The sequence below is a fragment of the Brachymonas denitrificans genome (assembly GCF_907163135.1).
Classification (GTDB): domain Bacteria; phylum Pseudomonadota; class Gammaproteobacteria; order Burkholderiales; family Burkholderiaceae_C; genus Brachymonas; species Brachymonas denitrificans_A.
The window spans coordinates 142,402-165,961 of record NZ_CAJQUA010000001.1 but is presented as its reverse complement, the minus strand read 5'-3'; the positions used below and the strand labels follow the sequence as shown (position 1 = coordinate 165,961).

The window sequence follows — 23,560 nt, the reverse complement described above, 5'->3', positions numbered from 1 at the left end:
ATTACCTATACACATCATGAAAAACGCTGACAAGGGCGATCTGGACGCCATCACCAGTCAACTCAACGGCAAGAAGCTGCGCATCGGCATCGTGCAGGCGCGCTGGAACGCCGGCGTGACCGACTCCCTGGCCGAAGCCTGCCTGGGCGAGCTGATGCAGCTCGGCGTCAAGGCCAAGAACGTGACGCTGGTGCAGGTGCCCGGCGCGCTGGAAGTGCCGCTGGCGCTGCAGGCCCTGGCCGACCGTGCCGACTACGACGCGCTGATCGCGCTGGGTTGCATCATCCGCGGCGAAACCTACCACTTCGAGCTTGTAGCCAACGAATCCGGTGCGGGCGTCACCCGCATCTCGCTGGACCATGGCCTGCCGATCGCCAACGCCATCCTCACCGTCGAAAACCAGCAGCAGGCCGAAGCCCGCCAGGTGGAAAAAGGCGTGGACGCCGCCCGCGTGGCGGTGGAAATGGCACTGCTGCTCGAAACCATGGCCGGGGCCTGAGCATGACGGCGACCACTCCCAAGTCCGGCGCCGAAGATGGCGCCCTGACGCCCGAACAGGCGCTGCAGCAGGCTGTACAGCAGGACCATGCTGCCGCCGACAAGGCTGCTGCCGCGAAAAAACCTGCTGCGCCCCGCGCGCGCAAGCCCTCCAGCAAGACCGGCCGCTCGCGCGCCCGCGAGTTCATCGTGCAGGCCCTGTACCAGCATCTGGTCGGCCACAACGACGCCACGGCCATCGACCAGTTCACGCGCGAACTCACCGGTTTCCACAAGGGCGATTCGGCCCATTTCGACGCTGTCTTCCACGGCTGCGTGGAGCATGGCAAGGAACTGGACACGCTGATCGAGCCCCTGCTCGACCGCGGCTGGAAAGAAATTTCTCCGATCGAGCATGCCTGCATGTGGATCGGCGTGTACGAATTCAAGTTCTGCCCCGACGTGCCCTGGCGCGTGGTGCTGAACGAGTGCATCGAGCTGGCCAAGTCCTTCGGCGGCACCGACGGCCACAAGTATGTGAACGGCGTGCTGCACGCCCTGGCGCCGCGCCTGCGTGCCACCGAAGTCGAGCACGACCGCAGCAAGAAGTGACGCCTCGCGGCCGGCGCTGCCACAAGCGGCGCCCGGCCTGTTCCGTTCAGCCGGGCTCGCACGCGGCCCGTCCTGCCTGATGAGACCGCAATGACGCAAGCCCCCCCTCTTCGCCTGGCCCGCCGCGCCGAACGCATCGAGCCGTTCTACGTGATGGAGATCTTCAAGGCGGCGCAACAATTGCAGGCACGCCTGCCGGCCGGCGCCGATCCGCTGATCTACCTGAATATCGGCGAGCCCGACTTCACCGCACCGCCGCTGGTGGCCGAAGCCGCGGCGCGCTGCATCCGCGACGGCAACACGCAATACACCCAGTCCAACGGCCTGCCGCTGCTGCGCGAACGCATCAGCCAGTGGTATGCGCAGCGCTTCGGCGTGGACATGGATCCGGGCCGCATCGTGATCACCGCCGGCGCCTCGGCGGCGCTGCAGGTGGCCTGCCTCGCGCTGATCCAGCAGGGCGACGAGATCCTGATGCCGGATCCGAGCTATCCGAGCAACCGCCATTTCGTCAGTCTGGCCGAGGGCACGCCCAAACTGATACCGTCCGGCGCCGCCGAGCGCTTCCAGCTCAGTGCCGCCAAGGTGGCAGAACACTGGGGCGAGCATACGCGCGGCGTGATGCTGGCCACCCCGTCCAACCCGACCGGCACCTCGATTGCGCCGGAGGAACTGCGCGCCATCCACCAGTTCGTGCGCAGCAAGGGCGGCGTCACCATCGTCGACGAAATCTACCTCGGCCTGAGCTACGACGAAGCCTACAGCCACAGCGCGCTGGCGCTGGGCGAGGACGTGATCAGCATCAACAGCTTCAGCAAGTATTTCAGCATGACCGGCTGGCGCCTGGGCTGGGTGGTGCTGCCGCCGGTGCTGGCCAAGACGGTGGAATTGCTGTCGCAACACCTGTTCATCTGCCCGAGCACGGTGGCGCAGCATGCGGCCGTGGCCTGCTTCGAGCCGGAAAGCATCGCGCTGTACGAGCAGCGCCGTGCCGAATTCCAGGCCCGGCGCGACTGGTTCGTGCCGCAGCTCAACGCACTCGGCCTGCAGGTGCCGGTGATGCCCGACGGCGCCTTCTACGCCTGGGCCGACTGCAGCAGCTGGTTCGAGCGTCTGAGCGTGGACAATAGCTGGGATGCCACTTTCGCGCTGATGGAAAAGGCGCAGCTGGTGGTCACGCCGGGCCGCGACTTCGGCGTGGCTGACACCAGCCGCTTCATCCGCTTCTCCACGGCCAATGCGCTGCCGCAGTTGCAGGAGGCGGTGGAACGGCTCAAGCGCCTGCTCTGAGACACTTTGCTGCACCGCAACATCATGTTTCACTTTGACATCCGCGTTTACTGGGAAGACACCGATGCCGGCGGCATTGTCTTCTATGCTAACTATCTGAAGTTCTTCGAGCGCGCCCGCACCGAGTGGCTGCGTGCGCTCGGGGTGCAGCAGCAGGAACTGCGCGAGCGCAGCGGCGGCATGTTCGTGGTGAGCGCCACCGAGATGAAGTACCATCGTCCGGCCCGGCTGGATGACGTGCTCCATGTCACGGCCGACCCTGTGCAGATCGGCAAGGCCTCCTGCGTGATCGCGCAAACCGCCCGCCTCGGTGGCCCGGAGGGGCCGCTGCTGGCCGAAGGCAGCATCCGTATCGGCTGGGTCGATACCGCGACGATGCAGCCGGCGCGCATGCCGGCAGAGCTTCACGCCATCATGGTGGCCGGGCACTGAACCCCTTCGTGGCAGGCCGTGCCGTGCCTGCCGCACACAACGACAACAGGAATCGCATGAACGCTCAGGACATGAACATCGTGCAGCTGGTGCTCAACGCCAGCTGGGTGGTACAGGCAGTGATGCTGCTGTTGCTGGCGGTGTCCATCGCCAGCTGGGCGGCGATTTTCAGCAAGATCGGTGCTCTCAAGCGCACGCGCAGGCTCAACGATGCCTTCGAGCGCAACTTCTGGTCGGGCAGCAACCTGACCGAGCTGTACGCCGGCGCCAGCCAGAACGCCAAGCTGGCAGGCCCGACCGAACGCATCTTTGCCAGCGGCATGCGTGAATTCCTCAAGCTGCGCGAGCGCCATGTGTCCGACGCCACGCTGCTGGACGGTGCCCGCCGCGCCATGCGCGCCAGCTACCAGCGCGAGGTGGACAGCATCGAAAGCGGCATGTCCTTCCTGGCCTCGGTCGGCTCCATCTCCCCCTACGTCGGCCTGTTCGGCACGGTGTGGGGCATCATGCACGCCTTCACCGGCCTCTCCGCCATGGAGCAGGTCACGCTGGCCACGGTGGCGCCCGGCATTGCCGAAGCGCTGGTGGCCACGGCGCTGGGCCTGTTTGCCGCCATTCCGGCAGTGGTGGCCTACAACTACTTCGCGCGTGACATCGACCGCGTGGCCGTATCGCAGGAAACCTTCATCGAGGAGTTTTCCAACATCCTGCAGCGCAACACCGGCGAGCACGCTGCTGCCGGCACGGCCTCGGGCCACTGAAACGAGGAGCCTGCCATGCCCGCCCTGGTTTCCCGCGGCCGCGGACGCCGCACCATCAACGAAATCAACATGGTGCCCTTCATCGACGTGATGCTGGTGCTGCTGATCATCTTCATGGTCACCGCGCCGCTGATCCGTCCGGGCACCATCAACCTGCCCTCGGTGGCCAAGAGCAGCCAGCAGGCGGCCGACGTGGTGCAGGTGGAAATCAAGCGCGACGGCACGCTGGCGCTGCACGGCAAGACCGAAAGCAGCACGCTGCAGCTCGACAGCATTGCCGCTGCGGTGCAGGAAGCCCAGGCTGGCGATCCGGCACGCCCGGTGGTGATCAGTGCCGACCGTGAGGTGCAGTACGACCAGGTGATCCAGGTAATGGACCGCCTGCGCCAGGCCGGCGTGCAGCGCATCGGTCTGGCTGCTGCTTCGCGCTCCTGAGGCGGGTGATTTGCGCTGATGCTGGATACCACTGCCCTCCGCGATGAATTTGCTCCGCCGCGCCCGCGTGGCGTTGGCAAGGCAGTGGCGCTTGCGCTGCTGGTGCATGTGGGTCTGGTCGGGCTGCTGGCGCTGGGGGTGAACTGGAAGTCGGATCCGCAGACGGCCGTGTATGACGCCGAAATCTGGGACATGACGCCTTCGCAGGAAGGCGGGCCCAAGGGCCCTGCAGTACCCGCCAAAGAGCCGGAAGCGCGGAGCGAGGGGGACACGGCCAATGCCGACGAGGCAATCCGCGTGGCCCGCGAGCAGCAGGCGCGCCAGGCGGCCGAGCAAGCCATGGCACGGCGTGCCGAGCAAGCCGCCCAACGCCAGCAGGAAGCGGAGCGCCGTCTGGCCGAACAGCAGCAACAGGCGGAAGAACGCCAGCGCCAGGCGCAGCAGCGCGCCGAACAGGCCCGTGACGCGCGTCAGCGCGAACAGGAAGCGGAAATTGCCCAGCGCAAGCGCGACGCGCAGAAGCAGCAGGAACAAGTGCAGGCGGAACGGCGCAAGCAGGAAGCCGAGCGCCAGGCCCGCCAGCAGGCGGTGAAGGATCAGGCGAGAGCGCAGGCGGAAGCGCGCGTGAAAGCCCAGCAGGAGGCGAGGGCTGCGGCACAAGCCAGGGCGCAACAGGATGCCAGGGCCGCAGCGCAGGCCAAGGCGGATGCCGCTGCGAAAGCAAAGGCCGACGCAGCCGCAAAGGCGCAAGCTGCCAAGGAGGCCGCCGCCAAACGGGAGGCTGACGCGGCACGCGCAGCCCAACTGGATCGCCTGCAGAAGCTGGCCGGCGCTGCCGGCGGTGGCGGCTCGAACTCCGCCAAAGGCGCCACCGGCGGCGGCAAGGACGCCAAGTCGCGCGGCGGCCCCTCCTCTGGCTACGCGGCCAAGGTCCGCGCCAAGGTGCGCCCCAACATCACTTACAACGATGACGAAGGCGACAGTCCGCGCACCGACGTGGAAGTGCGTGCCGCGCCCGACGGCACCATCACCGCGCGTCGCATCATCCGTTCCAGCGGCAACCGCAGCTGGGACCAGGCCGTGCTGCGTGCCATCGACAAGACCGACACGCTGCCCAAGGATATCGATGGCAGCGTGCCGTCACCCATCGTGATCGAGTTCCGCTTGCGGTAATTCGGGTTGCCCTCCCGTTGCGGGTAGCCGCGACCATGCCGCGCTGGCGTGCCTATGGCAGCGCATCCGGAAAATGCCCCTGCAGGATCAATCGCAGCGAGTGCAGGATCGCCTGGCGATCCACCTCTTCCCCGGCCAGTTGCGCAATCATCGGCACCGCCCCCAGCGTGGTACTGAGCGCCCCCAGCAGCAGAAAATGGAACACCGCCGGATGCGGACTGAGCAGCACGCGCTGCTCGATGGCCTGCTGCCATAGCGGCGCACAGATCGCATAGCAAGGTTGCACCAGCCGTTCGGTCAGATACTGCAGACGCGGCCCCGAGTGCCCCAGTTCCCGATGGATGAAGCGGAACAGCGCGCGCTGCTGATCAGCCAGATCGATGAAGAAGTCAACCGCATCATGCACCCGCTGCAGCAGGGGGGATGGCGCATCCACGATCCCCTGCAACACCGGAAGCAGAGGTTTCTGGCGCTCTGCCACCGCATCCACAGCCGCATGCCACAGTCGCTGCTTGGAACCGAAATGGTGCGAGACCAGCGCCGGATCCAGCCCTGCCAACTCCGCGATGGCGCGCAGGCTGGCGGGCTCGAAGCCCTGGAAGCCAAATACTTCCTCTGCAGCCTGCAGCAGGCGCTGGCGCCCGTCCTCGCCGGCAGAACTGGCCGGTCGGCCGGGCCGACGATGGACGGAAGGGGTATCACGGGCAGGAGCAGCAGACACGGTCTCTCCTTCTGAGATATTCAATGGTCGTTGAATTAGGCCGCATAAATGGATTATGATATGCATCGATAGTTGCCATTTTGGTAGCAAGGTGTCTGGGGTGCACAGCTTTTTTCTGTCGCGCTTCAGGCTCCCGTTCCCGCCGTGCTGTTGCACAGTGTCGGCAACCGGGTTTCCCCAAGATCAAGAGATGTCATGAACTTGCCCTTGCGTTCCTGCCCCCCGCCGAATCGTCTGCTGCTGGCCGCACTCACATCGCTGGCGCTGGTCGGCGGTATTGCCGGCTGTGCCGCCCCCGCCCAACCCGAACAAGCCCTGATACCGCTGCCGGACCGGTATCCGGAGCTGCCGGGATCCGGGCTGTCCGCTGCGGCCGCGTTGCCCACCCTGGACTGGACCGAGCTGATCGCCGACCCCGATTTGCAGCGCCTGCAACAGGCCGCCCTGGCCTACAACAGCGACTTGCGCGTGGCCGCCATGCGCGTGGAGGAGGCGCGCGCGGCCGCCGGCCTGCAGCGCGCCACCACCCTGCCGATGATCGGCCTGTCCGCCCAGGGCGTGCGCGCGCGCACCGAATTGCCGCTGGACCAGATCGACCTCTCCAATGCCGGTCTGCCACCCCAGCTGGCGGTGCCGCTGGAAAACGCCCTGCACCAGGCCGAGCGCGAACGCATCCTCTCGACCTATTCGGCCGGCGTCATCATGCCCAGTTACGAGATCGACTTCTGGGGCAAGGTGCGCGCCATGAATCAGGCCGCGCGCGACCGCTATCTGGCCAGCGCCGAGGCACAGCAATCCTTCCGCACCGCCCTGCTGGCGCTGGTGACCGACAGCTGGCTGCAGGGGCTGGAACTGCAGGAACGCCTGCAGCTGGCGCGCCAGACCCTGGCCAACAGCGAGGAAAGCCACCGCATCATGCGGCGACGCAAGGAGGTGGGCCTGATCTCCGACATGGAACTGCGCCAGACGGAAACGCTGGTTGCCTCCACGCGCAGCGACCTGGCGACGCTGGAGCGCCAGGTTGCCGCCAACCGTGCTTTGCTGACCCAGCTCACCCATGTCATCGAGGTGCCGCGTGCCCGCACGACTCGCCCGCTGAGCCGGATCGAGGACCGCAATCTGCCGGCCGGCCTGCCGTCCGAACTGCTCACGCGCCGGCCCGACATCCGGGCAGCAGAACTGCAGCTGCAGGCCGCACGCGGCAATGTCACGGCTGCACGCAAGGCCTTCCTGCCCAGCATCACCCTCACCGCCGGCGGCGGCATCGCCAGCAACGCGCTGGAGAGCCTGTTCAGCAACAACTACGGCACCTGGCTGTTCATGCCGCGCATCAGCCTGCCGATTTTCGATGGCGGCCGCCGGCAGGCCAATCTGGATCTGGCCGAGGCACGCAAGCACCAGGCGGTGGCGCAGTACGAAAGCGTGATCCGCAATGCCTTCCGCGAAGTATCCGAACTGCTTGCCGCCCGCCACTGGCTGGCCGTGCAGGAGCGCGACGTGCGCCAGCTGCTGGCCGCGCAGACCGACCGCGCCTTTCTGGCCCGGCGGCGCTACGAACGTGGCTACAGCAGCTACTTTGAAGTGCTCGATGCCGAACGCTCGCGCTTTGCCACCGAGCAGAGTCTGGTGCAGCTGCGCCGCGCCCGCCTGAGCAGCCTGGTGGGCCTGTACAAGGCGCTTGGCGGCGCGCAGACGCAGCCTCTGGCCCGGCCCTCCAGCCCCTCTTCTCCCCCCACCCAGGAAGGAACCCCGTCATGAGCCCGAGAATCAAGCAATGGTCGATCGCCTCCGCCGTCGTGGCGCTGCTGGCCGGAGGCGGCTGGTGGTACTGGCAGCAACAGCAGGCCGGCAAGGAAACCGAGGGCTTTGCCTCCGGCAACGGGCGCATCGAGGCCACCGAGGTGGACATCTCGGCGAAGATGCCGGGGCGCGTCAAGGACATCCTGGTGAACGAGGGCGATTTGGTCAAGAGCGAGCAGGTGGTGGCCCATATCGATGCCAGCGCCATGCAGGCGCAACTGGATCAGGCCCAGGCCCAGCTGCACAAGGCGCGTGCCGATCTGGTCACGGCCCAGGCCGTGGTGCGACAGCGTGAAAGCGAACGCGCGATGGCGCGCAAAACGCTGGAGCGCACGCAGTCGCTGCTGGCCGATCGCGCCATCTCGCAGCAGCAGGTCGACGAGGACCGCACCCGCGTGAACAGCATGGACGCGGCTTTGACCGTCGCACGCTCGCAGGTGAAGCAGGCGCAGGCCGGCATCGCCGCCTCCGAAGCCGGCGTCGTGCGGCTGCAGAGCGAACTCAATGACACCGAACTGCGCGCGCCGCGCGACGGCCGCATCCAGTACCGGGTGGTGCAGCCGGGCGAAGTGGTGGGCGCCGGCGGCAAGGTGCTCAGCATGCTCGACCTCAACGATGTCTACATGGGCTTTTTCCTGCCCGAGCAACTCGCGGGGCAGGTCGGCCTGGGCAGCGAAGTGCGCATCGTGCTCGATGCCGCTCCGCAGTTCGTGATTCCGGCCCGGATCAGCTATGTGGCCAGCGTGGCGCAGTTCACTCCCAAATCGGTGGAAACGCACAACGAGCGCCAGAAGCTGATGTTCCGCGTCAAGGCGCGCATCGATCCGGCCTTGCTGCAGAACTACCAGCAGAGCGTCAAGTCCGGCTTGCCCGGCGTGGCCCATGTGCGCCTGAGCGCGCAACATGAGTGGCCGCAACAGCTGCAGGTGAAGCTGCCGCCCGCCACGGCCGCCCAGGCGGCTGCCAGCCACTAAGGCGGAACCGAGGGCATGACAGCACTCCAGGCACATCCCCCTGCAGTGGTCGCGCGCCTGCGCCAGCTGACCCACCGCTACGGCAGCACGCTGGCCAACAACGGCATCGACCTGGACATTCCCGCTGGCTGCATGGTCGGCCTGATCGGTCCCGATGGCGTGGGCAAGTCCACCCTGCTCGGGCTGGTTGCGGGGGCGCGCAAGATCCAGCAGGGCCAGGTCATGGTACTGGACGGGGACATGGCCGAGGCCGAACACCGGCGCGTCAGCTGCAGCCGCATTGCCTACATGCCGCAGGGCCTGGGGCGCAACCTGTATCCGACGCTGTCGGTGTTCGAGAACATCGACTTTTTCGGCCGCCTGTTCGGCCTGAGTGCCGGCGAGCGCAAACAGCGCACCGCTGCCCTGCTCGCCAGCACCGGCATGTCCGCTTTTGCCGGCCGGCCGGCGCAGAAGCTGTCTGGCGGCATGAAGCAGAAGCTGGGCCTGTGTTGCGCGCTGATTCACGACCCCGACCTGCTGATCCTGGACGAGCCGACCACCGGCGTCGACCCGCTCTCGCGTCGCCAGTTCTGGGAGCTGATCGCGCGCATTCGCAGCGAGCGTCCGCAGATGAGCGTCATCGTCGCCACGGCCTACATGGAAGAGGCCGAGCAATACGACTGGCTGGTGGCCATGGATGCCGGCCGGATTCTCGCCACAGGCACACCGCAGGAGCTGCTGCAGCGCACCGGCAGCCAGGATCTGGAGCAGGCCTTCCTGCGGCTGTTGCCGCCCGAGCGGCTGCAGGGCCATCAGGCGCTGGTGATTCCGCCGCTGCCGCAGGGCGAACAGGAGGTGGTGATCGACGCCCGCGGGCTGCGCATGCAGTTCGGCGATTTCGTGGCGGTGGACGATGTGACCTTGCAGGTGGGGCGCGGCGAAATCTTCGGCTTCCTGGGCAGCAATGGCTGCGGCAAGTCCACCACCATGAAAATGCTGACCGGCCTGCTCGAACCCAGCGCCGGCGAGGCCCTGCTGCTGGGCCAGCGCATGGATGCCAGCAATATGGCCACGCGCCGCCGCGTCGGCTACATGTCGCAGGCGTTTTCGCTCTACACCGAGCTGTCGGTGCGGCAGAACCTGCAATTGCATGCGCGCCTGTTCCACCTCCCTGCCGACACGGTGCCGGCACGGATTGACGAACTGGCCCGCCGTTTCGCGCTGACCGAAGTGCTGGACCAGCAGCCGGACCGGCTGCCGCTGGGCATCCGTCAGCGGCTGCAGCTGGCAGTGGCGGTACTGCACCACCCGGACGTGCTGATTCTGGACGAGCCGACCTCGGGCGTGGACCCGGTGGCGCGGGATGCGTTCTGGGCCCTGATGGTCGACCTGTCGCGCCGCGATGGCGTCACCATTTTCATCTCCACCCACTTCATGAACGAGGCCCAGCGTTGCGACCGCATGTCGTTGATGCATGCGGGCCGCATCCTCGCCAGCGACACCCCCGAAGCGCTCACCCGCGCCCGCGGTGCCGCCACGCTGGAAGAAGCCTTCATCGGCTATCTGGAAGATGCGATTGCGGAGCAGGAACAGGCCGGGGCACCCGCATCCGCACCGGCCGCGCCGGCTCCCGAGGCGCCTCCCACGCAGCCGTCTGCTGCAGCACCGGCCCCTCCGGCCAGACCGCCACGCTTCAGCCTGCAGCGCCTGCTGAGCTACAGCTTCCGCGAAATGCTGGAACTGCGGCGCGACCCGATCCGGCTCGCCATGGCCCTGCTGGGCAGCGTGCTGCTGATGCTGGTGATGGGCTACGGCATCACCATGGACGTGGAGCACCTCAATTACGCGGTCTACGACCAGGACCAGAGCCGCCTGAGCCAGGATTACACGCTGCAGCTGGCGGGCTCGCGCTATTTCAACGAGCGCCCGCCCATCAGCAGCCCGCAGGAGCTCGATGCGCGCATGCAGTCGGGTGAACTGGCGCTGGCGATCGAGATTCCGCCCGGCTTCGGGCGGGACCTGATGCGCGGCGCCCGGCCCGAAATCGGCGCCTGGGTCGACGGCGCCATGCCGCTGCGCGGCGAAACCATCCGCGGCTACGCCACCGGCATGCACCTGCATACGCTGTCGCAGTGGATGCAGCAGTTCAGCGGCCACACGCTGGCCCTGCCGGCCAACGTGGCGGTGCGCTACCGCTACAACCCCGACCTCAAGAGCATGGTCGCGATGGTTCCAGCCGTCATTCCGATGCTGCTGATCTTCATCCCGGCCATGCTGATGGCCCTCGGGGTGGTGCGCGAAAAGGAACTGGGCTCCATCATCAACATGTACACCACGCCGGTCACCAAGCTGGAATTCCTGCTCGGCAAGCAGCTGCCCTACATCGGTCTGGCGCTGATGAGCTTCGTGCTGCTGTTCCTGCAGGCGCTGGTGCAGTTCCGCATCCCGTTCAAGGGCGGCCTACTGGCCTATCTGGCCGGCACCGTGATCTACGTGATGGCCACCACCAGCCTCGGCCTGCTGGCCTCCACGCTCACGCGCAGCCAGGTCGCGGCCATTGCCGGCACTGCCATTGCCACCATGATTCCGGCCATCCAGTACTCCGGCGTGATCGACCCAGTTTCGTCACTGCACGGCCTGGGCAAGCTGATCGGCAGCGTATACCCCACGACGCACTATCTCACCATCAGCCGCGGCACCTTTGCCAAGGCGCTGGACTTCGGTGACCTGCTCGGCGCCTTCTGGCCCCTGCTGCTGGCCGTGCCGGTGCTCACGCTGCTGTCGTGGCTGCTGCTGAAGAAACAGGAGGCCTGACCATGCCCCGCCCGAATTCCGCTCCTGCCCCCACGCCACCCGCTGCGTCTTCAGGCCAGCCCCGGACCGCCGGCCGCCACGGCGTGGGCGAGGGCCTCAGGAACGTGTACTTTCTCGGCATCAAGGAGTTCTACAGCCTGCTGCGCGACTACGCCCTGCTGTTCGTGATCGTGTTCATGTTCACGGGAGCGGTGCTGGCCGATGCCCGTGCCAAGCCGGACAGCCTGAGCAACGCGGCCATCGCGGTGGTGGACGAAGACCAGTCCGCGCTCTCGCAGCGCCTGATCGACGCCCTGCAGCCGCCCTACTTCTCGCCACCGCGCCTGATCAGCCGTGCCGACATCGACCGCGGCATGGACATGGGGCTGGACACCTTCGTGCTGAACATTCCCCCGAACTTCCAGCGCGACGTGGTCAATGGCCGCAGTCCGTCCATCCAGCTCAACGTGGATGCCACGCGCCAGAGCCAGGCGCTGGTGGGTTCGACCTACATCGAGAACATCCTGGCCTCGGAGGTGCTGGCCTGGATGAGCGGCCACCGCAGCAATGACCTGCCACTGCCGGCGCGCCTCGTCACCCACGTCAAGTTCAACCCGAACCTGTATGCCTCGTGGTTTGGCGGCATTACCAGCATCATCAACAACCTGACGGTGCTGTCCATCGTGCTGGCCGGTGCCGCCCTGATTCGCGAGCGCGAACACGGCACCATCGAGCACCTGCTGGTGATGCCGGTGACGCCGCTGGAAATCATGCTCAGCAAGGTGTGGAGCATGAGCGTAGTGGTGCTCTGCGGCGGTCTGTTTGCGCTGCTGGTGATGGTGCGCGGCGTGCTGGGGGTGCATGTGAGCGGCTCGATTCTGCTGTTTGCGGCGGGCACCCTGCTGTACCTGTTTTCCACCACCTCGCTCGGCATTTTCCTGGGCACCATCGCGCGCAGCATGCCGCAGTTCGGCCTGCTGGTGATTCTGGTGCTGCTGCCGCTGATCGTGCTTTCCGGCGCCATCACGCCGACCGAAAGCATGCCGGAACTGGTGCGCTACGTGATGTCTCTGGCGCCCACCATCCACTTCGTGGCGTTTGCGCAAGGGGTGCTGTTCCGCGGCGCCGGGCTGGCCACGATGTGGCCCACGCTGCTGGCGATTGCGGTGACCGGCTCGGTGTTCTTCTGGGTGGCGAGCGCCCGTTTGCGCCGGACTATCGGGCAGATGGGCTGAAGCCGGCTGTCGGCTGTCGGCTATCGGCACTCGACCAGCTCGCCTGCGGCGTCCTGCCCCGGGGCGTTTTACGCTTCGTAGACCACCTGCACCTTCCCTTCCGGGAACAATGCCGTCCAGGCGGAGAGCGCCGCATCGCTCGGATAGAAACGCGAGGCTTCCCCCAGCTTCAGTTGCCCCTGCAATCGCTCGTCAGGCTGCATGTCTTCCGCCCCGCTCACGCTCAACTGCAATCGCACCGGCAACCCGCGACTGATCTCATCCCCGTCATCCAGCACCTGCCGCTTGGGCGGATGCTGCTGCAGCACGGCCTGCAGTTGCGGCCCATCGCCACTGCCATTCAACGCCACCTGCGCCAGCAGATACTTGCCAAAGCGGCAGCGCGCCGCCGGCAGATCCCAGACCTGCTGCACATTCAGCCGCATCCCGCCACTGAAACGGTCGAAGCGAGGCACCGCCTGCAGAATCACCAGCGCATCGTCCTTGAGCAAACCCGGCTGCCCCGCCCAGATGCCCTCGTCCGCACTGGCCTCGATCACGCCCGACTTGTCATCCAGCTTGAACAGCGCCAGCTTGCCGCTGCGCCCGTTGATGACGCGGAAGTCGCTCACGATGCCGGCCAGCAGTTGCGGATCGCGGCTGTCGATCAGGTCGTCGATCTTCAGGCGCGCAAAGCGGCGCACCTCGGTTTCGTTCTCGTCGAACAGGTGGCCGGACAGGTAAAAGCCGATGGCGGTCTTTTCCTGCACCAGCCGGTCCTTGATGCCCCAGGGCGTGGCCTGCACCAGCGGCGGCTCATCGGTGCTGCTGCCGGGGCCGTCCAGCATGTCGAACAGGCCGCCCTGGTTGGCGTTGGCGGCCTGGGTGGCGGCAAATTCGAAGGCCAGGTCAATGCTGGCGATCAGCGCGGCGCGGTTCAGGTGCAGGTTGTCAAAAGCACCGCCCTTGATCAGCGCCTCCACCGTGCGCTTGTTCAGGCGCGTGCGATCCACCCGGTTGCAGAAGTCGAACAGGCTGGTGAAGGCACCGCCCTCCTCGCGCGCCGTGACGATGGCGTTAATGGCGTTCTCGCCGGTGCCCTTGATGGCGCCCAGGCCGTAGCGGATCACCTTGTCGGTCACCGGCTCGAAGCGGTAGTTGCTGCGGTTGACGTCGGGCAGCTCGAAGCTCAGGCCCATCTTCTGCGCATCCTCGAACAGCACCTTGAGCTTGTCGGTGTTGTCCATTTCCACGGTCATGTTGGCGCAGAAGAATTCGGCCGTGTAATGCACCTTGAGCCAGCCGGTCTGGTAGGCCAGCAGCGAGTAGGCGGCGGCGTGCGACTTGTTGAAGCCGTAGCCTGCGAACTTCTCCATCAGGTCGAAGATCTCGTCGGCCTTCTGCTCGCTGATGCCGTTCTCGGCCGCACCCTTGCGGAAGATCAGGCGGTGTTCGGCCATCTCCTCGGCCTTCTTCTTGCCCATGGCGCGGCGCAGCAGGTCGGCGCCGCCCAGCGTGTAGCCGCCGAGGATCTGCGCCGTCAGCATCACCTGTTCCTGATACACCATGATGCCGTAGGTCTCGCTTAGCATGTCGGCCACCAGCGGATGCGGATATTCGACCTCCTCGCGCCCGTGCTTGCGCGCCACGAAGCTGGGAATCAGGTCCATCGGGCCGGGACGGTACAGCGCGTTCAGCGCGATCAGGTCTTCCAGCCGCGTCGGACGCGCGTCGCGCAACATGCCCTGCATGCCGCGGCTTTCAAACTGGAACACGGCTTCGGTCTTGCCATCCTGGAATAGCTGGTAGGTCGGCTTGTCGTCCAGCGGAATGTCGTCGAAGCTGAAGTTTTCGCGCCCCTTGTGGCGCTTCTGGATGAACTCGCGCGCCAGTTCCATGATGGTGAGCGTGGCCAACCCCAGAAAGTCGAACTTGACCAGGCCGACGGCTTCCACGTCGTCCTTGTCATACTGACTCACGGCCGAATCGCTGCCAGGCTGCTGGTACAGCGGGCAGAAATCGGTCAGCTTGCCCGGAGCGATCAGCACGCCGCCCGCGTGCATGCCGATATTGCGCGTCATGCCTTCGAGCTTCTGCGCCAGCTCAATCAGGGTCTTGACTTCGTCGTCGTTCTCGATGCGCTCGGCCAGTTGCGGCTCAGCGGCAATGGCGTATTTTTCCTTGTCGTCGTCCGACAGATCCGGCGGCGGATACTGGATGGTGACCGGCTTGCCGGGCTTGTTCGGAATCAGCTTGCTGATGCCGTCGCAGAAGGTGTAGCTCAGGTCCAGCACGCGGCCCACGTCTCGGATGGCGGCGCGCGCGGCCATGGTGCCGAAGGTGGCAATCTGGCTCACGGCGTCACGGCCGTACTTGTCCTTCACGTAGTCGATCACGCGATCGCGGTTGGTCTGGCAGAAGTCGATGTCGAAGTCGGGCATGGACACCCGCTCCGGGTTCAGGAAACGCTCGAACAGCAGGTTGTATTCGAGCGGATCCAGGTCCGTGATTTTTAGTGCGTAGGCCACCAGCGAGCCGGCACCGGAGCCACGGCCCGGCCCCACCGGGCAGCCATTTTGCTTGGCCCAGACGATGAAGTCCTGCACGATCAGGAAGTAGCCGGGAAAGCCCATCTTCAGGATGGTGCCGATCTCGAACTCCAGCCGCTCCACGTAGCGCGGACGCGCCGCCTCGCGCTTGGCCGGATCCGGGTACAGGTGCTGCAGACGCTGCTCCAGCCCCTCGAACGACAGGTGGCGGAAGTATTCTTCCGTGGTCATCCCGTCCGGGATCGGATACAGCGGCAGCTGGGGTTTTCCAAGCGTCAGCGTCAGATGGCTGCGCTTGGCGATTTCCAGCGTGTTGGCAATGGCCGAGGGAATATCGGCAAACAGCGCCTGCATCTGTTCGGAGCTGTAGAAATACTGCTGGTGCGTGAAGCGGCGCTTGCGCCGCTGGTTGCCGAGGATTTCGCCTTCGGCGATGCAGACACGCGCCTCGTGCGCTTCGAACTCCTCGGCGGTGAGGTATTGCACCGGGTGCGTGGCCACCACCGGCAGCTGCATGCGCTGCGCCAGTTGCACGGCGGCCACCACGTGCGGCTCGTCGGTGCTGCGGCCGGCGCGTTGCAGCTCCAGATAGAAACGGTTGGGGAAAGCGGCCACGCATTGCATGGCAATCGCATGCGCCTGCGCCACGTCGCCCGCCAGCAGCGGCGCGCCCAGCGGGCCGGCCTGCGCGCCCGACAGCAGGATCAGGCCCTCGGCCAGCTCCTGCACCCATTCCCAGCGCAACGTGGCCTGCGCCTTGTTGCCCACGCTGCGCCAGCCGCGCGAGAGCAGTTCGCACAGGTTGAGATAGCCCTGCGTGTTCTGCGTGAGCAGCAGCATGCGCGGCAGCGGCCTGTCCTTGGCGGACGGCACCAGGTCCTCGATCATGACCTCGGCGCCCAGAATCGGCTGCACGCCCTTCTTCTGCGCTGCCTTGTAGAACTTGACAGCGCCGAACAGATTGTTCAGGTCGGTCAGCGCCAGCGCGGGCTGGCCATCCTTCGCAGCCGCCGCGACGGCATCGTCCACACGGACAGTGCCGTCAACAACGGAGAATTCGGAATGGAGGCGCAGGTGGACAAACATCGGGGCATTTTAGCCGCCGGGGTCGGTCAGGGGCGCCCCGTACCGAATGTCACTTGCGCCAGTAATTGTTGGCCGCCGCCACCGTCTGGAAGTTGAGCGCCACCACGTGCGATGCCGCCGTCAGGCCTTCCGCCGAATTGGCGTAATGCGCCCGCAGCTCCTTCAGCACCTCGGGGTCGGGCTGAGTGTATTTCACACCACGACGGCTGAGGGTGATGGCGAGTTCAAACCCCTGTTGCGGGGTTTCGGTGATCAGGGAGTCGAGCCAGTTGTCCATGGGAATCTCCTTGCACGCAGTATTTGCTGACAGGTGAAGGCCATGGTACCCCGCATGCGCTGCGCCGTCGCCCAATGCACCTAGTGCGAGCGGTGGCATCGTTCCGCAAGGATGGGGCGGGAATCTTCAGGCGACTCGACAGCTTGCTGCGGGTGCCCATTGCCCTGCGCAGCAGTGGCAGGAAGTGGGCAGCAGGCGAAACTGCCCTCACCTCCGTGCGAGGCTGTTACCCTTGCTTCCAGCGCACCGCAGCAGCCAGCACACGCTCGCCGTACATCCGCGCCGTGTCCAGGTCGCCCTGCGCCATTTCGCCCACGCCCGCATCCGACGGGGTGGTGGCCAGCGCACCGGCATAGCCGCCGACGTAGTTGGGATCGTTGCGGCCGGCAGCCTTGCTGTTGGACGGCATGATGCCCAGGCTGACCCACAGGCCGCCGTGCTGCGCCGCCAGCGTCATGAAATAGCCGATGGTCTCGCCCTTGTCGCCGTTCATGGTGGCGCTGTTGGTGAAGCCGCCGAACAGCTTGTCTTTCCACAAGCCCGCAAACCACTGCTTGGAGGTGGCGTCGGCAAACTTCTTGAACTGCCAGCTCGGGCCGCCCATATAGGTCGGGGCACCGAAGATGATGGCATCGGCCTGATTCAGTTCTTCCCAGGCGGGCGGCGGCAGGTTGCCGTCGGCATCGATGGCAAGGACGCGCGCCTGCGCGCCATCGGCCACGGCATGCGCCATGCGCTGGGTGTGGCCGTAGCCGGAATGGTAGACAACAACAACGTTGGGGTGACTCATGTTTTTTGCTCCTGATCAACCGGCAAGCATAGCAAGAATGCGTGAAGGCCTGATGGCCTCACCAATCGGGTGGACCATTCCCTCAGTGCCTAGGCAGGGGTTCAAACCAATGCCTCACCCACGCGTCAGGCAAGGCGAGCATCCAGGCTCAGGCAACCGGCGCCCAATGCGGCCAGAAAGGGAAAAATCACGCGGCCAGATCGAAGACCAGCACCTCGGCAGCGCGTGCGCCATCGAGCTGGATGTGGGTTTCATCGGCAAGGAAAGCGGTATCGCCGGTGTGCAACTGCTGGCCATTGACTTGCAGCGAGCCGCGCGCCACGAATACCGCAGCCTTGCGCCCCTCGGCCAGAACGAGTTCGGCCGTATCGGCACCGTCCAGCAGGCCGGCATGGATGGCTGCGTCGGCGTGCAGCGGCATCACTTCGGGCAGATTGCGCGAGGCCGGGGCCGCGAGCAGCTTCAATTGGCCGCGTGCCGCTTCCAGACCGGTATCGCGCTGGGCGTAGCCAGGAGGCAGCTGCTGCGCAGCCGGCTCGATCCAGATCTGCAGGAAATGCGTCTGGCCCTGGCGGTTGGCGTTATGTTCGCTGTGCAGCACGCCGGTGCCGGCCGTCATGCGCTGGATCTGCCCCGGCACGATGGTGGTGGTATTGCCCATGCTGTCGGCGTGCGTCAGCGCACCTTCCAGCACATAGCTCACGATCTCCATGTCGCGGTGGCCGTGGCGGCCAAAGCCGGTACCGGGATCGATGCGGTCTTCGTTGATCACGCGCAGATTGCCCCAGCCCATCCAGCGCGGGTCGTAGTATTCGGCAAAGGAAAACAAGTGCCAGCTGTCGAGCCAGCCGTGTTGGGCATGGCCGCGTTCATGGGCACGTCGGATAGTAAACATGGTCATCTCCTGAACAAGGAGGCAGGTAGCGCCCTGCCAATGCCTCTACTGTAGGTTGCGCACCCTCCAAAAACAGCGCATGATATTGACGTTCTTCATCAAATTTTTTGAACCATGCCGCAATCCGCCATTCAGGACAGCCTCAGCCCTTCCAACCTGCGCATGCTGCAGGCGGTGGCCGAACACGGCAGTTTTGCTGCGGCTGCGCGTGCCCTGGATCTGGTGCCCAGCGCCCTGAGTTACCGCATCCGCCAGATGGAAGAGGCACTCGACGTGCTGCTGTTCGACCGGCAGGGGCGCCAGGCCACCCCCACCGCAGCGGCCTGCGAGTTGCTGCACGAAAGCCGCCTGCTGCTCGCCGAGGTGGACCGCATTGCCCACCGCGTGCAGCGCGTCGCCACCGGCTGGGAGCCGCAACTCACCATCGTGATCGAGGACTTGCTGGACATGGGGACGGTGTTCGAGTTGTGCGAGGCGTTCTACACCCTGGGCGCACCCACCCGACTCAAGCTGCGCTCCGAAGTGATGACCGGCACTTTCGAAGCACTCACCAGCGGCCAGGCCGACCTGGCCCTGGGCGTGCTGCTCGACAGCGGCTGGACCGACCGCCTGATCGAACACCGCCCGCTCGGGCATATCGACTTCATCTACGCGGTGGCCCCCCATCACCCGCTCGCTGACATCACCACGCCGCTGACGCCACAGGACATGCAGCCCTACCGCGCCGTTGCCGTGGCCGACACCGTGCACCGCAACAACAGCCGCACCGTCGGCCTGATCGCGGGACAGGATGTACTGACCGTTCCCGACATGGGCGCCAAAATCGAGGCGCAGGTGCGTGGTCTGGGTGTGGGCTACGTGCCCGTCACGCGCGTGCAGGCCCAGCTGCAGAGCGGCCTGCTGGTGCAGAAGGCCCTGGCCCAGCCCCGGCGCGACACGCATTTCAACAGCCACTACGCCTGGCATCGCGGCAAGCAGCGGCACGGTCAGGCACTGCAATGGTGGCTGCGGCAACTCCAGAGCCCCGTCACACGCCAGGCGCTGCTGCAGGGGCGAACGCTGGAGGCGGCTCTGCCTGTGCGTGCGACGGATGCCGAACCGGCCGGCATGCCGCCAGCTGCCCGCCCCGCCTGAAGGTCTGCTGCCACGCGCGAGGCCGGACGGGCACACGCGTTTCGCTACACTGCAGCCCCATGTACATCGGTCGATTCGCTCCCTCTCCCACCGGCCCCCTGCACGCAGGCTCGCTGGTCGCAGCCCTGGCGAGCTGGCTGGATGCACGTGCCCATCAAGGGCGCTGGCTGGTACGCATCGAGGATGTCGACACCCCCCGTTGCAGCCCGCAAGCTGCGCGCACCATCCTCGCGCAACTGCAGGCACACGGTCTGGTGCCGGATGCACTGCCGGTCTTCCAGTCGGAACGCGATGCCCTGTACCAGCAGGCGCTGGACCAGTTATTGGCGGCCGGCCTGGCCTACCCCTGCGCCTGTTCGCGCAAGGAAATCGCCCAGGCACTGGCGAGCCTGGGACAAGGCCAGCAGCGGCACGGCGAACTGGTCTACCCCGGTACCTGCCGCCCGGAAAATGGCGGCCTGCACGGCCGACATGCCCGCGCCTGGCGCCTGCACGTAGCCGCCTGCCTGCAGCAGGACGGACTCCCCGCCGACGCCCCCACGCACTGGCAGGATCGCCGCCTCGGCCCGCAAAGCCAGCAGGTGGCCGAAGCCGTCGGCGACTTCGTGCTGCGTCGTGCCGACGGCCTGTGGGCCTATCAGCTTGCGGTCGTGGTCGATGATGCCGCGCAAGGCATCACCGATGTGGTACGCGGCGAAGACCTGACCGACAACACCGCGCGCCAGATCGTGCTGCAGCGTGCCCTCGGCCTGCCCACACCACGCTATCTGCATACGCCGCTGGTGCTCGGCCCCAATGGCGAGAAGCTGTCCAAGCAGAATGCGGCGCAACCGCTGCCCGAAGGCGATGCGGCCCAACGCACGGCCAACCTGCAGGCCGCAGCCGCAGCACTGGGCCTGCCCGCCGCAAGCGCAGAAACGCCCGAGGCGGCCCTGCAACAGTGGATTGCGCACTGGCAACAGCGCCATGGCGCCGCCTGAGCGCTGCTCCCGCTGCCGGCCAGGCACTTTCACGGCACAGTCACGCAGCCTTGCTACGGTATTCCCTGCACGCCACCCGGCCTGCGATTTCCGACGACCGTCATTGCAAGGAGCGCACCATGGACCACTCTTCCACCACCCTGGCTGCGGCCGAACTGGCCGATCACTACATCGAACTCATCCTGTCCACCCAGCCCGAGCTGCTGGTGGCCGACCTGTCTGACGCCGACGCCGAGGAAATCGTGCACCAGGCCGAGCGCCTGGCCCTGTACCGCCAGACCCTGATCGAGCAGCTGCAGGAGCAGCCTCTGCCGAATGACTTCTCCGCCGACATGGGCGACGACGAGGACGACGAAGAAGACGACGAAGAAGACGAGAACTGAGCACGCGCTCTTCCTGCCAACCGCGCCACGGGCATCCGCTGGCGCGGTTTTTTGTGCCTGCAACCTTCCCGCTTGCGGTACCATCCCGCCTATGAGCCTGCCTGCCCCCTCTTCCCTGCCTGAGCCGTCCGAATCTTGCGCTGCATCCTCAGACGCAAAACCCGCGTCCGGAGCCCCCGCCGACATCGCCCACCCGCGCGCCATCCGCAGCTTCGTGCGCCGCGCCGGCCGCGTCACCACCGGGCAGGCCAAGGCCTACGCGCAATGGGGCGACCAGTTTCTGGTGCCCTATACCGCAGCACCGCTCGACTTTGCCGCCACCTTCGGCCGCGAGGCACCCACGGTGCTGGAAATCGGTTTCGGCATGGGTGAAGCAACCGCCCATATTGCCGGGGTGATGCCCGATACCAACTTCCTGTGCTGCGAGGTGCACGAGCCCGGCGTGGGCGCCCTGCTCAAGCGCATCGGCGAGCAGGGCCTGAACAACATCCGCATCTGCGCCCACGACGCCGTGGAAGTGCTGGACAACATGCTGCCGCACGGCAGTCTGAACGGCATCCATATCTTCTTCCCCGACCCCTGGCACAAGAAGCGCCACCACAAGCGCCGCCTGATCCAGCCCCCGCTGGTGCGCAAGCTGGCCGAGCATCTGGTGCCCGGCGGCTACCTCCACTGCGCCACCGACTGGCAGCCCTATGCCGAGCAGATGCTCGAGGTGCTGCAGGGCGAAATCCTGCTGGGCAACAGCAGCGGCCATGATCACGGCTACGCCGACAAGCCGCACTACCGGCCGCTGACCAAATTCGAAAACCGCGGCCTGCGCCTGGGCCACGGTGTGTGGGATCTGGTGTTCGTGCGCAAGCCGCTGGACTGAAGCTGTTCCGCCGCCAAATGCGCGCGGTACCGTTACCGCGCTGAACTGCCGCGTGTTGCCGGCCCACCCGGATCGACTGTCCTGCGCGCGCAATAAACCCATTTACCGTTTTTTTGCTGCATCGCAACGTCTTTTCACCGCAAATGACTCGAAAATCCGCTACGCTTGACTTTCATCGATCAGGAAAGTGAGGAAAACCGTGTCCCAGACCGCGTCCCTGATGGGAGGAACCTTCAGCAAACAGCTGGCCCGCCTGCTGCCGCCAGCCCTGGCCTCGATCGGCATGACCGGCCTGGTCAACGCCCCGCGCCAGAGCGGCCAGAAGGATCCGCGCGTCCCCACACGCAACACGCATGCGCGCCTCGACACCTATCTGCGCCAGGAGCCCGAAACGCTCACGCCGCGCAGCCTGAAAAAGCTGTTGGCCGAACTGCAGGCCGTTGTCGATACCAAGGTGAGCGAAGTCGAGAGTGTGCGGCGTGCGCAACCTTTCGTCGACTGGTACCAGGCTGCCGACCATGACGCGCGCGCCGACGCCTGGCGCCTGATGACCGAGCAGTTCTCGCCCGACCCCAAGAAGGTCAAGCTGGCCAAGGACCAGTACGAAGCAGCCCTGGGCACCGATGACGAGGCCCAGGCCGAAATCAAGCTGCGCAAGGCCTTCCACTCTCCGCGCACGCGCCTGCTGCAACGCCTGGGCGCCACGCCCGGCGGCATGCGCTTCCTGCTCGACCTGCGCACCGAACTGCTGCAGCAACTCAAGACCGAGCCGGCCCTGCTGCCGCTGGACGCCGAACTCGAACACCTGTTTACCGGCTGGTTCGATATCGGCTTTCTCGAACTGCGCACCATTACCTGGGACTCACCCGCCTCGCTGATCGAAAAGCTCATCAAGTATGAAGCGGTGCACGACATCGTCAGTTGGGACGACGCCAAGAACCGGCTCGACCACGACAGACGCTGCTTCGCCTTCTTCCATCCGCGTCTGCCGAACGAGCCGCTGATCTTCGTCGAGGTGGCCCTCACGCGCGCCCTTGCCGACAGCATGGTACCGCTGCTCGACATCACGGCCAGCGACGCCGATGTGAAGAAAGCCAACACGGCCATCTTCTACTCCATCAGCAACACCCAGACCGGCCTGCGCGGCGTCGGCTTTGGCGACTCGCTGATCAAGCGCGTGGTCGAGGCCCTGCAGCAGGAACTGCCGCAGATCAGGAATTTCGCCACCCTGTCACCGATTCCCGGCTTTCGCAAATGGCTGGCCAAACACGCGGCAGACGTTGCCGCCGCGCTTCCGGCCAAGACGCGTGAACAATACCGTGTGGATGACAACCTGGACGACGATGCCTGGAACACCGGCTGGCCCGACACGCTGGATCCGGCCCAGCCGCGCGACAACGATGCGCTCCCGCAGCAGATGCTGCGCGGCGCCGCCGCCATGTACCTGGGCAGTCTGGACGACAGCGGCCGCCCGCTCGACGCCGTGGCGCGCTTCCATCTGGGCAACGGTGCGCGGCTCGAACACATCCACTGGGGCGCCGACCCCTCTGCCAAGGGCGTGCGCCAGTCTTACGGGCTGATGGTGAACTACTTGTACGACCTGGACAAGCTGGACCGGCACCGCGCCATGCTGGCGGCCGGCAAGGTCGCCATGTCGCGCGAGGTGAGCAAGCTCAGGCAGTTCGGCTGACCCACCCTGGCAGTTCGGCCGCCACGGCCACCCGAACTGCGGTGATCTGCATCCATCACGTCCTGTTTGCATCTTTTTGCAGCACAACATCGGTAAAAACCCTGTAGGTCCAACGCAAGCACCGCGTCAGGTAAGCGAGGGTAAGCCGTGTTATTCTTTCCAGGTTGCCCGTTAACAAAGTCCCATCGCTGGTGACTGCGCAGCGGGCCCAGAATCCCGGCATGCCTGGCCCCGAGCC

Annotated in this window: 20 protein-coding genes and 1 pseudogene; 16 read left to right on the top strand and 5 right to left on the bottom strand. The window is 66.0% G+C overall.

Going from position 1 to position 23,560, the window contains the following annotated elements:
- Positions 1–16: 16 nt before the first annotated feature.
- From ribH to tolA, 7 genes and pseudogenes are all read left to right on the top strand, one after another.
- Complete coding sequence (gene ribH / locus KKQ75_RS00760; RefSeq protein WP_213358864.1) at positions 17–499, top strand: 6,7-dimethyl-8-ribityllumazine synthase; 483 nt, start codon at positions 17–19, stop codon at positions 497–499.
- Between the two features lie 137 nt (positions 500–636).
- Positions 637–1,089: pseudogene (nusB, locus tag KKQ75_RS00755) on the top strand (transcription antitermination factor NusB); the annotation flags it as partial.
- A gap of 90 nt (positions 1,090–1,179) precedes the next feature.
- The gene (locus KKQ75_RS00750; protein WP_213358845.1) at positions 1,180–2,379 is read left to right on the top strand and encodes a pyridoxal phosphate-dependent aminotransferase; all 1,200 of its coding nucleotides are present in this window, start codon (positions 1,180–1,182) and stop codon (positions 2,377–2,379) included.
- A gap of 21 nt (positions 2,380–2,400) precedes the next feature.
- Positions 2,401–2,811 carry a tol-pal system-associated acyl-CoA thioesterase gene (gene ybgC / locus KKQ75_RS00745; protein WP_213362599.1) on the top strand — a complete coding sequence of 137 codons (411 nt, stop codon included), beginning with the start codon at positions 2,401–2,403 and terminating at the stop codon, positions 2,809–2,811.
- Between the two features lie 56 nt (positions 2,812–2,867).
- Positions 2,868–3,572: a protein TolQ gene (gene tolQ, locus KKQ75_RS00740; protein ID WP_213358843.1), complete on the top strand. Its 705-nt coding sequence runs from the start codon at positions 2,868–2,870 to the stop codon at positions 3,570–3,572.
- Between the two features lie 15 nt (positions 3,573–3,587).
- Entirely contained in the window at positions 3,588–4,007 is a 420-nt protein-coding gene (gene tolR, locus KKQ75_RS00735; protein ID WP_213358841.1) for a protein TolR, read from the top strand.
- Between the two features lie 18 nt (positions 4,008–4,025).
- Entirely contained in the window at positions 4,026–5,180 is a 1,155-nt protein-coding gene (tolA, locus tag KKQ75_RS00730; protein WP_213358839.1) for a cell envelope integrity protein TolA, read from the top strand.
- A 52-nt stretch (positions 5,181–5,232) separates the two neighbouring features.
- Here tolA and KKQ75_RS00725 read toward each other — a convergent pair whose 3' ends face one another.
- Positions 5,233–5,901: a TetR/AcrR family transcriptional regulator gene (locus KKQ75_RS00725; RefSeq protein WP_213358837.1), complete on the bottom strand. Its 669-nt coding sequence runs from the start codon at positions 5,899–5,901 to the stop codon at positions 5,233–5,235.
- Positions 5,902–6,096: 195 nt separating this feature from the next.
- On the opposite strand from KKQ75_RS00725, the gene KKQ75_RS00720 reads away from it, so the two are divergent.
- Genes KKQ75_RS00720 through KKQ75_RS00705 form a run of 4 tightly spaced genes read left to right on the top strand, consistent with a single transcriptional unit; the run spans position 6,097 to position 12,685 of the window.
- Positions 6,097–7,659, top strand: coding sequence for an efflux transporter outer membrane subunit (locus KKQ75_RS00720; RefSeq protein WP_213358835.1), 1,563 nt, complete (start codon positions 6,097–6,099; stop codon positions 7,657–7,659).
- A complete protein-coding gene (locus KKQ75_RS00715; RefSeq protein WP_213358833.1) occupies positions 7,656–8,675 on the top strand; it encodes an HlyD family secretion protein in 1,020 nt (339 codons plus the stop codon). Before KKQ75_RS00720 ends, KKQ75_RS00715 begins: the two co-directional genes overlap by 4 nt.
- Positions 8,676–8,690: 15 nt before the next feature.
- Positions 8,691–11,471: a ribosome-associated ATPase/putative transporter RbbA gene (gene rbbA, locus KKQ75_RS00710; RefSeq protein ID WP_213358831.1), complete on the top strand. Its 2,781-nt coding sequence runs from the start codon at positions 8,691–8,693 to the stop codon at positions 11,469–11,471.
- Between the two features lie 2 nt (positions 11,472–11,473).
- A complete protein-coding gene (locus KKQ75_RS00705; RefSeq protein ID WP_213358829.1) occupies positions 11,474–12,685 on the top strand; it encodes an ABC transporter permease in 1,212 nt (403 codons plus the stop codon).
- A gap of 68 nt (positions 12,686–12,753) precedes the next feature.
- Here KKQ75_RS00705 and dnaE read toward each other — a convergent pair whose 3' ends face one another.
- The 4 genes from dnaE to KKQ75_RS00685 all read right to left on the bottom strand — a co-directional run bounded on the left by dnaE (position 12,754) and on the right by KKQ75_RS00685 (position 18,261).
- Positions 12,754–16,299, bottom strand: coding sequence for a DNA polymerase III subunit alpha (gene dnaE / locus KKQ75_RS00700; RefSeq protein ID WP_213358827.1), 3,546 nt, complete (start codon positions 16,297–16,299; stop codon positions 12,754–12,756).
- Between the two features lie 49 nt (positions 16,300–16,348).
- Positions 16,349–16,576 carry a hexameric tyrosine-coordinated heme protein gene (locus tag KKQ75_RS00695; RefSeq protein WP_213358825.1) on the bottom strand — a complete coding sequence of 76 codons (228 nt, stop codon included), beginning with the start codon at positions 16,574–16,576 and terminating at the stop codon, positions 16,349–16,351.
- Positions 16,577–16,802: 226 nt separating this feature from the next.
- Positions 16,803–17,366, bottom strand: coding sequence for a flavodoxin family protein (locus tag KKQ75_RS00690; protein ID WP_213358824.1), 564 nt, complete (start codon positions 17,364–17,366; stop codon positions 16,803–16,805).
- A gap of 187 nt (positions 17,367–17,553) precedes the next feature.
- A complete protein-coding gene (locus tag KKQ75_RS00685; RefSeq protein WP_213358821.1) occupies positions 17,554–18,261 on the bottom strand; it encodes a pirin family protein in 708 nt (235 codons plus the stop codon).
- Between the two features lie 114 nt (positions 18,262–18,375).
- On the opposite strand from KKQ75_RS00685, the gene KKQ75_RS00680 reads away from it, so the two are divergent.
- The 5 genes from KKQ75_RS00680 (at position 18,376) to KKQ75_RS00660 (ending at position 23,322) form a co-directional block, all read left to right on the top strand.
- The gene (locus KKQ75_RS00680; RefSeq protein ID WP_213358819.1) at positions 18,376–19,395 is read left to right on the top strand and encodes a LysR family transcriptional regulator; all 1,020 of its coding nucleotides are present in this window, start codon (positions 18,376–18,378) and stop codon (positions 19,393–19,395) included.
- 59 nt (positions 19,396–19,454) lie between these two features.
- Positions 19,455–20,375, top strand: coding sequence for a tRNA glutamyl-Q(34) synthetase GluQRS (gene gluQRS, locus KKQ75_RS00675; RefSeq protein ID WP_213358817.1), 921 nt, complete (start codon positions 19,455–19,457; stop codon positions 20,373–20,375).
- A 119-nt stretch (positions 20,376–20,494) separates the two neighbouring features.
- Positions 20,495–20,758 (top strand): hypothetical protein, encoded by a 264-nt coding sequence (locus tag KKQ75_RS00670; protein ID WP_213358815.1) that lies wholly within the window; start codon positions 20,495–20,497, stop codon positions 20,756–20,758.
- A gap of 91 nt (positions 20,759–20,849) precedes the next feature.
- Entirely contained in the window at positions 20,850–21,632 is a 783-nt protein-coding gene (gene trmB / locus KKQ75_RS00665; protein WP_213358813.1) for a tRNA (guanosine(46)-N7)-methyltransferase TrmB, read from the top strand.
- A gap of 220 nt (positions 21,633–21,852) precedes the next feature.
- Entirely contained in the window at positions 21,853–23,322 is a 1,470-nt protein-coding gene (locus KKQ75_RS00660) for a malonyl-CoA decarboxylase (protein WP_213362598.1), read from the top strand.
- Positions 23,323–23,560 lie beyond the last annotated feature (238 nt).

Coding starts and splice junctions, on each gene's coding strand:
- trmB (WP_213358813.1), top strand. CDS start 20,850: ATGAGCCTGCCTGCCCCCTCTTCCCTGCCTGAGCCGTCCGAATCTTGC.
- tolR (WP_213358841.1), top strand. CDS start 3,588: ATGCCCGCCCTGGTTTCCCGCGGCCGCGGACGCCGCACCATCAACGAA.
- KKQ75_RS00705 (WP_213358829.1), top strand. CDS start 11,474: ATGCCCCGCCCGAATTCCGCTCCTGCCCCCACGCCACCCGCTGCGTCT.
- KKQ75_RS00690 (WP_213358824.1), bottom strand. CDS start 17,366: ATGAGTCACCCCAACGTTGTTGTTGTCTACCATTCCGGCTACGGCCAC.
- KKQ75_RS00715 (WP_213358833.1), top strand. CDS start 7,656: ATGAGCCCGAGAATCAAGCAATGGTCGATCGCCTCCGCCGTCGTGGCG.
- KKQ75_RS00720 (WP_213358835.1), top strand. CDS start 6,097: ATGAACTTGCCCTTGCGTTCCTGCCCCCCGCCGAATCGTCTGCTGCTG.
- gluQRS (WP_213358817.1), top strand. CDS start 19,455: ATGTACATCGGTCGATTCGCTCCCTCTCCCACCGGCCCCCTGCACGCA.
- KKQ75_RS00670 (WP_213358815.1), top strand. CDS start 20,495: ATGGACCACTCTTCCACCACCCTGGCTGCGGCCGAACTGGCCGATCAC.
- dnaE (WP_213358827.1), bottom strand. CDS start 16,299: ATGTTTGTCCACCTGCGCCTCCATTCCGAATTCTCCGTTGTTGACGGC.
- KKQ75_RS00750 (WP_213358845.1), top strand. CDS start 1,180: ATGACGCAAGCCCCCCCTCTTCGCCTGGCCCGCCGCGCCGAACGCATC.
- tolQ (WP_213358843.1), top strand. CDS start 2,868: ATGAACGCTCAGGACATGAACATCGTGCAGCTGGTGCTCAACGCCAGC.
- KKQ75_RS00695 (WP_213358825.1), bottom strand. CDS start 16,576: ATGGACAACTGGCTCGACTCCCTGATCACCGAAACCCCGCAACAGGGG.
- tolA (WP_213358839.1), top strand. CDS start 4,026: ATGCTGGATACCACTGCCCTCCGCGATGAATTTGCTCCGCCGCGCCCG.
- rbbA (WP_213358831.1), top strand. CDS start 8,691: ATGACAGCACTCCAGGCACATCCCCCTGCAGTGGTCGCGCGCCTGCGC.
- KKQ75_RS00685 (WP_213358821.1), bottom strand. CDS start 18,261: ATGTTTACTATCCGACGTGCCCATGAACGCGGCCATGCCCAACACGGC.
- ribH (WP_213358864.1), top strand. CDS start 17: ATGAAAAACGCTGACAAGGGCGATCTGGACGCCATCACCAGTCAACTC.
- KKQ75_RS00680 (WP_213358819.1), top strand. CDS start 18,376: ATGCCGCAATCCGCCATTCAGGACAGCCTCAGCCCTTCCAACCTGCGC.
- KKQ75_RS00660 (WP_213362598.1), top strand. CDS start 21,853: ATGGGAGGAACCTTCAGCAAACAGCTGGCCCGCCTGCTGCCGCCAGCC.